Below are 13233 nucleotides of genomic sequence, written 5' to 3' on the forward strand. Positions count from 1 at the left end.
AACTCCTTACGACTACTTTTGCAACATCGCCCGATTGTAGCACTGCGAAATGAGAAAGGGAGCTACAACTTTGTTTAGTGGTATCCCCAGAGGTGTAGCATTGTAGCACTGCGAAATGAGAAAGGGAGCTACAACCCTTCGACACCTTTTATAAGCTCATCAACAATTGTAGCACTGCGAAATGAGAAAGGGAGCTACAACGGGCGATATTGAAGATTTTGCCAACCTCTGATTGTAGCACTGCGAAATGAGAAAGGGAGCTACAACCCGACTCGAACGGGTACGATACGTTTTTCAATTGTAGCACTGCGAAATGAGAAAGGGAGCTACAACTCTTCGCAGACGACATGCAAGACGATTTGTATTGTAGCACTGCGAAATGAGAAAGGGAGCTACAACCCGGCGCGGTTGTCAACTGATAATGCTAAAATTGTAGCACTGCGAAATGAGAAAGGGAGCTACAACCGATTCGCTCCCCATTGCCACGGTAGAACCATTGTAGCACTGCGAAATGAGAAAGGGAGCTACAACATGAAGATTTCGTCCGTGCCGCTTCTATGCATTGTAGCACTGCGAAATGAGAAAGGGAGCTACAACAAATATGGTACATCAAAAAAGCCAAAATATATTGTAGCACTGCGAAATGAAAAAAAGGCTTAAGCAATTCTAATCAATAATCAAGCATAAAGCCGTCTGAAAACTTTCAGACGGCCTTTTTTCTATGCACATTCGTTATTTCTAATTTATCATAATAAAAACTATTACAAGAGAAATAATTTATGTTACGTTATGTATTGCCGTGTTGGGTGTTCGGGGTATTGGTGTCATTCCTGCTGCCTGTGGTGCCGCCGCTATGGCTTTGGCTTGCGGTGTTTGGGGTAATTTTATTGGCGGCTTGGTATTGGAAACCATTGGCAGTGTTGTTATGTGTGTTGTCTGGTATGGCTTATGGGGTATGGCGCACGGAATCGGCGTTGGGGCGGCAATGGCCGCTGGAGCGGGCGGAGGATGTGGCGTTGACGGTGGTGGTGGACGATTTGCCGCGTCGTGATGAGCGGCGGGTACAGTTTGCGGCGAAGGTGTGGGATAAAGATGGCGGCGAATATCGGCTGATGTTGTCGGATTATCAGTTGCGTGATTGGCCGGTGGGCAGCCGCTGGCAGGTGTCGGCGCGGGTACGGCCGGTGGTGGGTGAGGTGAATCTGCGTGGGTTGAACCGTGAGGCGTGGGCGCTGGCCAATGGTGTGGGCGGCATGGGTTCGTTGGGTAGGGGCAGGGTATTGCTGGGGGAATCGGGCGGGCTGAATTTGACGCTTTGGCGTGAACGCATTAGCCGTCATTGGCAGCAGGCGAATCTTGGCGGGCATGAGTTTTCAGACGGCATTGGCTTGATGCGGGCATTGGGGATTGGTGAACAATCGGCTTTGCGGGCGGAATTGTGGCAGGCGTTCCGGCCTTTGGGTTTGACGCATTTGGTGAGCATTTCGGGTCTGCATGTGACGATGGTGGCGGTGTGGTTCGGTTTTTTGACGAAACTGTTGCTGCGGGTGCTGCCTGTGCCGAAGCGGCCGAGATTGTGGGTGTTGACGGGCGGTGTGCTGGGCGCGCTGCTGTATGCGGGTTTGGCGGGCTTTGGTGTGCCGACGCAGCGCAGTGTGCTGATGTTGGCTGGGTTTGCTTATGTGTGGTGGCGCGGCAGCGGCTCATCACCGTGGACGGGGTGGTGGCAGGCTTTGGCGCTGGTGTTGCTGTTTGATCCTTTGGCGGCATTGGGTGTGGGTTTGTGGCTGTCGTTCGGTTTGGTGGCGGCGTTGATTTGGTCGTCGGCCGGCCGTCTGAACGAGCGCGGCCGGTGGCTGGCTATGCGTGGGCAATGGGCGGCAACTTTGTTGTCAGTCGTGTTGCTGGGTTATATGTTTGCGTCGTTGCCGCTGCTGAGCCCGTTGGTGAATTTGCTGGCGATTCCGTGGTTTTCTTGGGTGTTGACGCCGCTGGCTTTGCTCGGGTCGGCTGTGCCGTTTGCACCGTTGCAATGGTTGGCGGCGGCTTTGGGGGAATACACGCTGCGGTTTTTAGTATGGTTGGCAGTGTATTCGCCTGAGTTTGCGGTAGCGGCTGCGCCGTGGCCGTTGATGGCGTCGGCAGTATTGGCTGCGTTGATTTTATTGCTACCACGCGGTACGGCCTTGAAACCATGGGCTTGGTTGGTGTTGGTTGGATTTGTGTTTTATCGTATTCAGCCTTTGCCGGAAGGCCGTCTGAAAGTATGGGTATGGGATGCGGGGCAAGGTTTGTCGGTATTGATGCAGACACGTGAACGCCGTTTGTTGTTCGATACCGGCACGGCGTATGCGGCAGGTGCGGGCATTGTGCCGAGCTTGAATGCGCTGGGTATCCGACGGCTGGATAAGCTGGTGTTGTCGCATCATGATATCGATCACGACGGCGGCTATCCGGCAATCAAGCGCACCCAACCGCCGGAAAAGCTGCTGGCCGGTCAGCCCGGGTTTTATCCGCAAGCTGAGTTTTGTGATGAATCGCGATGGATGTGGGATGGTGTGGTATTTGAGTTTTTAAGGCCGTCCGAACATTATTCTGGCAAGGATGATAATGATGAAAGCTGCGTGCTGCGTGTAGTGGCTGACGGGCAGGCGCTGTTGATTACCGGCGATATGGGGCAGAAGGGTGAGATGGATTTGGTGCAAAAATACGGCGATGCGCTGTACAGCCAAGTATTGGTTTTGGGACATCACGGCAGCAATACCGCCAGCGCGGGCGCGTTTTTGAACGCGGTGTCGCCCAAATATGCGGTGGCATCAAGCGGCTATGCCAATAGCTACGGCCATCCGACCAAGGCGGTGCAAAACAAAGTTGCGGCGCATGGGGCGATATTGTTGCGCACGGATTTGTCGGGTGCGCTGGTGTTTGAGTTGGGCAGTGGAACAGAAATCTTTCAAGGCCGTCTGAAACAGAAAAAGTTTTATTGGCAGAAAAAGCCGTTTGATTGATTGAATGAACGCAATGGAAAAATGCGTTCAGACGGCCTGAGTACAAACTTAACAAAAGTATAGTTATCCTTGCTTTGTGTGAATCCTGCTGTGGATAATAAGGTTTGTGGATTGAAAATTAAAGAGAAAATATAATTGTTTAAAAAATAGGCAAAGTGATTTTTATGCAAAAAGCGTTGAATCCGTCAAGCGGAATGTGTTTTTTCAGACGGCATTTTGTTGCAAATTATAGTGAATCCACTTTAAAGTAGTACGGTGTTGGTTCGCTTGGCCGTATTATCTATACTGTCTTCGGCTTACCGCCTTGTCCTATTTTAAAGTGAATCCACTATACAGGTGATTTGGGAGTACTCATTAGGAGATAAATCGGGCCGATATGCGTGATTAAGGTGTGCGATGGTGTGTGAATCATGTGGATAACTGGCTTTGTTGGTTGAATTTTAATAAGAAAAAATTTCTGCTTAAAATTTAATCAATAATAGATAGGCCGTCTGAAAACCATTTTTTCAGACGGCCTGATAATTTGATAGATGATGTTAGGGCAACAGTTTGCCCGGATTCATAATATTGTGCGGATCCAATTGTGCTTTAATGGCGCGCATTAAGGCGATTTCGGCTGCATCCCGCACACGGGGGAGCCAATGGCTTTTGATTTCGCCAATGCCGTGTTCGGCAGCGATGGTGCCTTGATGTTTTAAGACATGCTCGTAAACAATGGTGTTGATGATTTCTTCGTATACATACACTTCGTTGCTCATAATGTCGGGCAGGAAGGTGTTGTAATGCAGGCTGCCGTCGCCCAAGTGGCCGAAACAGACGATTTGGATATCGGCAAAGCGCGCTTTTAAGGCGGCAGCGCATTCGGTCACAAAATCAGCTGCATTCGCAATCGGGGTAGCAATGTCGTGTTTGATGCTGGTGCCTAAATTGCGCTGCGAAGCAGAGATGTTTTCGCGTAAAGCCCACAATTCTTGGCGTTCTTGCTCGGATTGCGCCAATACGCTGTTTTCATAACCTTGAGCGTAAAGGTATTCGGCCAATTGCCCGGCCAAGTCGGTATCGGGAACGGAATCGGCCAGTTCCATCAAAATGTGCCAATCGGCATTGGTAGGCTTAGTTAATTTACTGAATTCAGACGATAAATCCAAGGCAAAACGGCTAATTAGTTCGAAGCTGCATAAGCGTTCGGCAAAATGGCCTTGGATTTTGGTGAGCAGCGTCACTGCTTCATCGATGCCGGGTAAGCCTATCCATGCGGTGGCGGTAGTTTGAGGGCGGGCAAAGAGTTTTAGGGTTGCGGCGGTAATTACGCCGAGTGTACCTTCACTGCCGATGAATAAATGGCGCAAGTCGTAACCGGTGGTGTTTTTATGCAAAGGTTGCAGGTGCGAAATCAATTCGCCGTTGGGTAAAACGATTTCCAAGCCTAAGACCAAATCGCGCATAGCACCGTAGCGCAACACATTCAACCCGCCGGCATTGCAGGCGATGTTGCCACCGATTTGGCAAGAGCCTTTACTGGCCAAATTTAAGGGAAACAAGCGGCCGGCATTGGCGGCGGCTTCTTGCGCATGTTGCAAAATCATGCCGGCTTCGACGGTCATGCTGTTGTCGGACAGATTGATTTCGCGCAGTTTGTTGAGTTTGGAAAGGTTGAGCAACACGCCTTGGCGGGCAACTGCCGCGCCGCATAAACCGGTATTGCCGCCTTGCGGGGTGACAGTGATGCGGTTCTCATGACAAAAGCGCAGGATTTTTTGCACGCTTTCAACGGAATGGGGTTGCAGGATAATATCCGGTGTGGAAGTAAAGCGGCGGCGTTGGTCGATGATGAGTGAGGCAGCCGGCTCAAGTATTTCCGAAGGAGCGAGAAATGATTGAAAGGAGGTGAGTAGGTCGGTGTGCATGCTGTGTCTGATGATTGGTTTTGTTTTTAATGAATCAAGATTATAGCGCAAATCTGCAAATAAGCCGGGCTACAAGCAAAAGGGTATAAAAGGCCGTCTGAAAAACAAAAAGCAGGATACTTTAGAAAAGTATCCTGCTTTTTTATTCTGAAACAGAATATTAGTTGGCGGCAGAAGCAGCGGCTTCAGAAGCAGCATCGGCAGCAGAAGCAGCTTCAGTTGCAGAAGCGGCGGCAGAAGCGGCTTCGGTAGCGGCAGCAGAAGCTTCAGAAGCAGCTTCGGTAGCCGCTTCGGTAGCGGCAGAAGCAGCTTCGGTAGCAGCAGAAGCGGCAGCGTCAACAGCAGAAGCAGCAGCGTCGGTAGCAACAGAAGCGGCAGAAGCGGCTTCAGCAGCAGCGTCTTTAGCCGGCTCAGAACCACCGCAAGCGGCCAAAGTCAAAGACAACAAAGCAGCAGCGAACAATGAATTTTTCATTTTATAACCTTCTTTTTTAAATCGATTTAAAGTAAAAACTAAAAAACGGCCGCATAGCGGCCTCTACAAATAGAAATTCATTACTGAATTTTCTTAATTATGCCCCACCGTATAAGCCATTGCAACGGCGCGGAATTAAGAGAGAGCGCAGAATGAATTACTTAGTTTGGTAAAATAACAAAATAGTTCCGAATTTTTGGAAATTTTGTAATGATTCTTCCGTAAAATTCTGGCTAAATATTTTTGAATTCAACCGTTTATTATCTTAATTGAAGGCGTTTGTGACAAGCGCGTGAAAATTTTGACGAAGCGTTAGTTTTTGCAATTTGGTTGTGGAAAAACAACAATAAATATTAATTTTGTGAAAAGCCGGGGTTTAATTTGCAAGTGGCAAAAGACGGTGCTTACCGGTTTTTGCCGGTGCCGTCAGAATGACACACTTCAAGCAGCGGCTCTGTGTTAGAATGCAGCCTGTATCAACGTGGTAACAATTAACAAGGACGACAAAATGGCGATTGCTAAAAATTCAGTAGTATCCCTGCATTATGAAATGTACGATGCCAACAACCAATTATTGGACAAAACCGAAGAACCTATTGAGTATCTGCATGGCGGTTACGATGGTATTTTTCCATTGGTTGAAGAAGCATTACACGGCAAAAATGTCGGTGAGACCGTAGAAGTGGCATTGTCGCCTGATGATGCGTTTGGCGAACAAGATCCGGAATTGGTGCGCATTGAAGATGTCGGTGTATTTCCGGTTGAAGTTGAAGTGGGTATGATGTTTGAAGCCGACGATCCGGAAACCGGTGAAGTGTTGATTTACCGTGTAACCGATGTGGCCGACGGTAAGGCCGTGGTTGACGGCAACCATCCTTTAGCCGGTATGAAAGTGCTGTTTAAAGCGACTGTCGACGGTATCCGTGAAGCATCTGCCGAAGAAATCGAACACGGCCATGTACATGGTCCGCATGGCCACCACCATTAATTTGTGATCGGATGATAAAAGGCCGTCTGAAAAGTTTTGACCTGTGCGTCGAACTCTTCAGACGGCCTTTGGTCTGATTGGTTCATTCGGGCAATTGATTGAAAAGATTGCCAAATCTTGGCTTAAATCAAATCAAACCGAGAAAAATACGCTTTAGCAGCGGCTTACATCGAATTACATATTTGATACCGCGCAATCTATATTAAGATTAGTTTTCCCGCACCTTTAACTGCAACGGCAGATTTACGCGATGAATTCATTAGAAACACAAGCCGGCGAACACGGCATCGATTTAGGCTTTTACGACATCGGCGGCGTTTACCACGAAACCATGCCCGAAGTCTTACAGGCCATTCTTCAATCCTTACAGCAAACCGATGTTTCAGACAGCCTGTTTGCCGATACCTTGGTGGCTCGCGAGCAGGAAGTGCAAAATTTAGGTTTGCCTTCGGCATTTCATTCAGCCGCACAATACCGTTTGGAAAACGAAGTCGGAGAAATCTGGGTTTTAAATGCCTATGACGACAACGGTAACACGCGGGTAGCCTTGCCCGAATTGGCCGCCGGCTATTATGTGTTGTCAGCAGAAACCGATGGTGCGGCGGTGAAACTGCGTTTGATTGTGGCGCCGAAATCGGTTTATCAGCCCAAAGCGCTTTCAGACGGCCTGAGAATGAACGGCCTGACCACGCATCTTTACAGCTTGCGTTCCGAACGAAACTGGGGTATTGGTGATTTCACCGATTTGACCGATTTAATGGCCTTTGCGGCCGAACAACAATTGGATTTTATCGGCATCAATCCGCTGCATGCACTGTTTACCAGCCGTCCGGCGTATGCCAGCCCGTATAGCCCGTCATCGCGTGAATGGCTCAATCCGATTTATTTGGATGTTGCCAAGGTAGCCGCGTTCAGTTATGGCGGAAAAGCCAAAAAGTGGCTGGCGCAGCCGAATATCCGACAACGCATCGCCGCCTTGCGCGTGACCGATACCGTCACCTATACCGCTGTTTGGGCATTTAAGCGTGATGCGCTGCAATTGGCGTTTAACGCATTTGAAAAAGAAGCCTGCGAAGAAGCACAGCGCGAACGCGAAGCCTTTGCTGCATTTGCCGCTGAAAAAGGCGAAGCCTTGCGCGGTTTCGGTTTGTTTGAAGCCCTAGACCAATATTACAGCCAACCGGGCGAGATTGGCTGGACATCGTGGCCGTTTGAATATCAAGACCCACAAAGCGAGGCGGTTCAGAATTTTGCCAAAGGCCACGAACGTGAAATCCGCTTTTATATGTGGCTGCAATGGCTGTGTGTGCAGCAATTGGCCGAAGTGAACCAAGCCGCGCAAAAATACGGTGTGAAACTGGGCGTTTACGGTGATTTGGCCGTCGGCGTGGCGCGCGGCGGCTCGGATACTTGGCTCAACCGCCGCGATTACTGCATGGATATGTCGGTCGGTGCGCCGCCGGATCCATTGGGGCCGGCCGGTCAAAACTGGAATCTGCCGCCGCTGAATCCTTATGCGCTCAAACACAACGGTTATGAAAAATTCGCCCAATTGCTGCGTGAAAACATGCGTTTATATGGTGTCTTGCGCATCGATCATGTGATGGCTTTGTGCCGCCTGTGGTGGGTGGTGGGCAGCCAAACCGCCGATCACGGCGCATATGTGCATTACGATGCCGAAGCGATGTTCGCTATTTTGGCTTTGGAAAGCCGGCGCCATCAATGCGTGATTATCGGCGAAGATTTGGGCACGGTGCCGGATCAGGCGCGGGAATTGCTTTACCGCTATCAGGTGTATTCTTATAAGGTAGTGTATTTCAGCAAAAATGCACAAGGCTTCGAATGGCCGCAAGATTATCCGCATCAAGCAATCGCGGCCGTCAGCACCCACGATGTGGCGCCGCTGGCTGCGTATTGGAACGGCAAGGATTTGGCTACCATGCACCGCTTGGGCACCATTGCCGGTGACGAAGCGTTTCAGATGGCCTTACAACAACGCGAATACGATAAAGCCGATTTGTTTGCCAAATTAAAACAAAGCCGCTGTTTGCCTGAAGATGTAGATATGCCGTCTGAAATGACCGAAGATTTAATGAGCGCCGTGCACCGCTATGCCGCCCGGACCGAGTGCAAACTGCTTGCCCTGCAATTAGAAAACCTGCTGGGCATGAGCGATAATCTCAATGTGCCGGGTGTGGCCGAAGGTTATCCGAATTGGGCGCGCAAAATGCCGGTTACGCTGGAGGAGTTCTCTAATCACCGCTTAATGAGCGGACAACTTGCCATGATTGACGAGGTACGCATGAAGAAAAACAGCCGCACCAAGGCTTATCACGATCTGGATTCCGCCGAACGCGACACGGTTGAAAGCCTGTTTTTGGCGACACACAACGATTTGTTCGCCTATCTGGGCAGACACCGTTTGGCAGAAGGCGGTGAAGTGGTGCGCACGCTGTTTCCGGGCGCGTTTAGTGTGGACATCGTCAACCGCCACGACGGCAAATTGATTAGGCCGTCTGAAAAAATTGATGAACGCGGTTTCTTCGTAGCCGTGTTGCCGGAAAATGCGCCGGACTATGCCTTGAGCGTGAAATACAGCGAACATGGCGAAGCAGTGCGCGAAGAAGACGTGTACCGTTTCGGCACGGCTTTGCAGGATATGGATTCTTGGTTGTTGGCGGAAGGCAAACATTTGCGGCCGTATGAAACTCTAGGCGCGCACTTTGCCGAAGCGGATGGCGTCAAAGGCGTGAGCTTCGCGGTGTGGGCGCCGAATGCGCAGCGCGTGTCGGTCATCGGTGAGTTTAACCAATGGGACGGCCGCCGCCATGTGATGCGTTTCCATCGCGACAACGGTATTTGGGACATGTTTATCCCGGGCATTAAGCTCAACGATTTATACCGCTTTGAAATCCGCGATATCCACGGCAATGTACGCCAAAAAACCGATCCGTATGCCTTTGGCGCCGAATTGCGCCCGGGCACGGCATCGGTGGTGCGCGGTTTGCCGGATAAAGTGGCCGAACCGGAATTCCGAGCCCGTGCCAATGCGATTGATGCGCCGATCAGCATTTACGAAGTGCATTTGGGTTCGTGGAAACGCAATCCGGAAAACAATTTCTGGCTGACATATGGGCAATTGGCAACCGAATTGGTGGCGTATGTAAAAGACATGGGCTTTACCCACATCGAATTGCTGCCGATTTCGGAATATCCGTTTGACGGCTCGTGGGGCTATCAAGCCACCGGCTTATATGCGCCGACCAGCCGTTTCGGCTCGCCTGACGAATTACGCGCCTTGATTAAGGCGGCGCATGATGCGGGCATTTGCGTGATTCTCGACTGGGTAGTCGGCCATTTCCCGGCGGATGATCACGGTTTGAACAAGTTCGACGGCACGGCCTTATACGAACACGCTGATCCGCGCGAAGGCTATCATCAGGATTGGAACACGCTGATTTACAACTTCGGCCGCAACGAAGTCAAAAATTTCCTGCAAGGCAATGCGTTGTATTGGGTTGAGCGTTTCGGCTTCGACGGTTTGCGTGTGGATGCGATTGCCTCGATGATTAGCCGCGATTATTCGCGCAAAGAAGGCGAATGGATTCCGAATCAATACGGCGGCAATGAAAACTTGGAAGCAATTGCATTTTTGCATGACACTAACACTATGTTGAAAGCAGAAGTGCCGAATTCGACGCAAATCGCCGAAGATTCGACTTCATTCCCGAATGTGACCCGCCAAGAAGGTTTGAATTTCAGCTACAAATGGAACATGGGCTGGATGAACGACACCTTGCGCTACATGCAGGAAGACCCGATCAACCGCAAATACCATCACGATAAAATCACCTTTGCCATGATGTATCAATACAGTGAAAACTTCGTGTTGCCGCTGTCGCATGATGAAGTGGTGCACGGTAAATATTCGCTGTTGGGCCGTATGCCGGGCGATTGCTGGCAGCAGTTTGCCAATTTGCGCGCTTATTACGGCTTTATGTTCGGCTTCCCGGGTAAGAAATTGCTGTTTATGGGCAACGAATTTGCGCAAGGCCGAGAGTGGAATTACAACGAGGGCTTGGACTGGTATTTGTTGGAAGAAGAAGGCGGCTGGCACAAAGGCATGCAGGATTATGTGCGTGATTTGAACCGCATTTATCAAGCCAATGCGCCGTTGTATCAGCTTGACCAATGGCCGGAAGGTTTTGAGTGGCTGGTGGCCGACGACAGTAATAATTCGATTTTTGTATTTGAACGGCGCGACCGTGAAGGCAACACCGTCATCGTCATAAGCAACTTTACGCCTGTGGTGCATGATGCCTACCGCTTCGGCGTGAATCAGGCGGGCGTGTATCGTGAAATTATGAATTCCGACCAAACCGCCTACAAAGGCAGCGGCGTGAGTGCCGGTGTGGAAGTGGCGAGTGAAGAAACCGCGTCACACGGCAAACCGAATTCCCTGTCGGTGAAAATTCCGCCGTTGGCCACCGTGTATTTGTATCAAGCCGCCGATAAGCCTGAAACGCTTTGAAGCCCAAGCGCTGCAAAGCGATACTGTCGAAGAATAAGCAGTTTATCGGAAACCGCTGTTTCAGACGGCCTCTGAAACAGCGGTTTAGGCTAAATGCAGTATGTGAAATATTGATGTCGGTATATTCAGACGGCCTGATCACAACATCATCGGTTTGAATCAATAAGTTGAAATAAGGTAAATCATATGAATGCCGAAGCATGGCATATTGAAGCAGGCCGCCCTTATCCTTTGGGCGTGTCTTTGCAGGAAAACGGGGCAAATTTTGCGGTATTTTCGTATTACGCACAATCAGTTGAATTGTGTTTGTTTGACGGGGAAAAAGAAACGCGCTTGAAGCTGCCTTGCCGCTCGGGTACGGTGTTTTACGGTTTTGTACCCCATGTCAAAGCCGGGCAGCGTTACGGCTTCCGTGTGTACGGGCAGGGTTATGGCGCGCATTGTGCTTTTTTCAATCCGCAAAAGCTGCTGGTTGATCCCTGTTCGAAGCAGATTGACGGCATACCGAAATACCGCAACGCCAAAGAAATGGCATGGTTCCATCATTCAGACGGCCGCGATAATGCCGCCATTGCACCCAAAAGCGTGGTGGTACCGCCTTCTGATTTCGATTGGGGTGATGACCGCCATCCCGATATTGCTTGGGGCAACACGGTGATTTATGAAGCGCATGTCAAAGGGTTTACCAAGCAATTCCCTGATTTGGAGAATGCAGGCACTTATCAAGCATTGGCGGATAAACGTGTGATTGCTTATTTACAGCAATTGGGCATCACCACGGTTGAGCTGTTGCCGATACATCAGCATTTGGATGAATACCATTTGCAGAAAATGGGTTTGTCGAATTATTGGGGTTACAACACTTATTCGCATTTTGCGGTAGAACCCGATTACGCGGCCAATCCGAAAAAAGCCGCCGACGAATTCAAACAAGCAGTGAAAGCCTTGCATGTAGCCGGTATCGAAGTGATTTTGGATACGGTGTACAACCACACCGCCGAACAAGACATTGAAGGGCCGACTTTATGCCAGCGCGGCATGGATAATTCGCTGTGGTATTGGCAAAACGCGCAGCATGAATACGAAAACTGGTCGGGTTGCGGCAATACGCTTAAGGTTGTGAACCGCGACATCAGCCGTTGGGTGATGGACAGCCTGCGTTATTGGGTGGAAGAGTTTCATGTTGACGGCTTCCGGTTTGATTTGGGCACGATTTTAGGCCGTGAACCGGCGTTTAAAACTTATGGCTGCTTCTTCAATATGCTGTTTCAAGATCCGCTGTTGGCCGGCCGCAAAATGATTGCCGAAGCGTGGGACATCGGTGAAGACGGCTACCATGTCGGCAAATTCCCACAGCCTTTTGCAGAATGGAACGGCTTATTCCGCGATGATATGCGCGCGTTTTGGAGTTGGGAAAACGGCAATCTCGGCGCATTTGCCGAGCGTTTGTCGGGCTCCGCCGATATGTTTAACCACAGCGGGCGATTACCTTCGGCCAGCATCAATTTTATTACTGCGCACGATGGCTTTACGTTGCAGGATTTGGTGAGTTACAACGAAAAGCATAACGAGCCCAACGGCGAGCTGAACCGCGACGGCCACAATGAAAATTTCAGCTACAACCACGGCGTGGAAGGCGAAAGCGATGATCCGTGCGTGTTGCAGTCGCGCGAATATACCGCCAAAGCTTTGTTGGCATCACTGTTTTTATCCGCCGGTACGCCGATGTTGCTTTCCGGCGACGAATTCGGCAACAGCCAGCAGGGCAACAACAACGGCTATTGCCAAGACAATGCCACGACATGGCTGGATTGGCCGTCTGAAACGCACGTGTTGCAGGATTATGTACGTGATTTGATTGGAATCCGTAAGCAAACCAAATCCTTAAATGCAGATGAATGGTGGGATAAAACACATGTTACTTGGCTGAATTCAGACGGCCTTGAAATGACGGATAAATGCTGGAATGACCGCAGCGTAAAAGCCATGCAGGTATTATTGGATAACGAATGGTTGTTGTTGGTAAATGGCAAGCGTAGTAGGCAGCTATTTAACTTACCTCAAGGAAGTTGGAAAATTTCTTGCGTACCATCGGAGAAATTTAATTACGATTCGGTTACCAATCAGTGCGAAGTGTTGCATATGGGTATCTGGGTTTTACGCAAAGAGGATAAAGCATAGATTTTAATAGTGTTTTAATAGAAGCTAAGGTAAAATCGAAGCATATCTATTCTATTCGGCTCAAGATTTGTTGCGGTTTATATGAGGCCGTCTGAATATATTTGCAGTCGGAAAGATACATCGGCTGCTGAAAAGCGAAACTA

General features: G+C 49.8%; 6 protein-coding genes and 1 CRISPR repeat array (1 of these 7 only partly in view). Of the genes, 4 read left to right on the forward strand and 2 right to left on the reverse strand.

Annotation, left to right across the window (positions count from 1 at the left end; all coding sequences use genetic code 11):
* Positions 1–597: direct repeats of the CRISPR family, unit length 36 nt; unit sequence ATTGTAGCACTGCGAAATGAGAAAGGGAGCTACAAC (it extends 1485 nt beyond the left edge of the window).
* A 182-nt stretch (positions 598–779) separates the two neighbouring features.
* Positions 780–3008 (forward strand): DNA internalization-related competence protein ComEC/Rec2, encoded by a 2229-nt coding sequence (locus H4O27_RS04315; RefSeq protein ID WP_165008994.1) that lies wholly within the window; start codon positions 780–782, stop codon positions 3006–3008.
* Between the two features lie 536 nt (positions 3009–3544).
* Here H4O27_RS04315 and H4O27_RS04320 read toward each other — a convergent pair.
* Positions 3545–4915, reverse strand: a complete 1371-nt coding sequence (locus H4O27_RS04320; protein WP_165008992.1) for an FAD-binding oxidoreductase — start codon at positions 4913–4915, stop codon at positions 3545–3547.
* Between the two features lie 160 nt (positions 4916–5075).
* A complete protein-coding gene (locus tag H4O27_RS04325; RefSeq protein ID WP_165008990.1) occupies positions 5076–5390 on the reverse strand; it encodes a hypothetical protein in 315 nt (104 codons plus the stop codon).
* A gap of 508 nt (positions 5391–5898) precedes the next feature.
* On the opposite strand from H4O27_RS04325, the gene H4O27_RS04330 reads away from it, so the two are divergent.
* The 3 genes from H4O27_RS04330 (at position 5899) to glgX (ending at position 13090) form a co-directional block, all read left to right on the forward strand.
* Positions 5899–6378, forward strand: coding sequence for an FKBP-type peptidyl-prolyl cis-trans isomerase (locus H4O27_RS04330; RefSeq protein WP_165008988.1), 480 nt, complete (start codon positions 5899–5901; stop codon positions 6376–6378).
* A 250-nt stretch (positions 6379–6628) separates the two neighbouring features.
* Positions 6629–10909, forward strand: a complete 4281-nt coding sequence (gene glgB / locus H4O27_RS04335) for a 1,4-alpha-glucan branching protein GlgB (protein ID WP_165008986.1) — start codon at positions 6629–6631, stop codon at positions 10907–10909.
* Positions 10910–11095: 186 nt separating this feature from the next.
* Entirely contained in the window at positions 11096–13090 is a 1995-nt protein-coding gene (glgX, locus tag H4O27_RS04340) for a glycogen debranching protein GlgX (RefSeq protein WP_165008984.1), read from the forward strand.
* The last annotated feature ends 143 nt before the right edge of the window (positions 13091–13233 follow it).

The organism is Neisseria yangbaofengii (genome assembly GCF_014898075.1).
GTDB lineage: Bacteria > Pseudomonadota > Gammaproteobacteria > Burkholderiales > Neisseriaceae > Neisseria > Neisseria yangbaofengii.

Excerpts from the sequence above, each read along its gene's own strand:
- H4O27_RS04315 (WP_165008994.1), top strand. The coding sequence starts at position 780 with ATGTTACGTTATGTATTGCCGTGTTGGGTGTTCGGGGTATTGGTGTCA.
- H4O27_RS04320 (WP_165008992.1), bottom strand. The coding sequence starts at position 4,915 with ATGCACACCGACCTACTCACCTCCTTTCAATCATTTCTCGCTCCTTCG.
- H4O27_RS04325 (WP_165008990.1), bottom strand. The coding sequence starts at position 5,390 with ATGAAAAATTCATTGTTCGCTGCTGCTTTGTTGTCTTTGACTTTGGCC.
- H4O27_RS04330 (WP_165008988.1), top strand. The coding sequence starts at position 5,899 with ATGGCGATTGCTAAAAATTCAGTAGTATCCCTGCATTATGAAATGTAC.
- glgB (WP_165008986.1), top strand. The coding sequence starts at position 6,629 with ATGAATTCATTAGAAACACAAGCCGGCGAACACGGCATCGATTTAGGC.
- glgX (WP_165008984.1), top strand. The coding sequence starts at position 11,096 with ATGAATGCCGAAGCATGGCATATTGAAGCAGGCCGCCCTTATCCTTTG.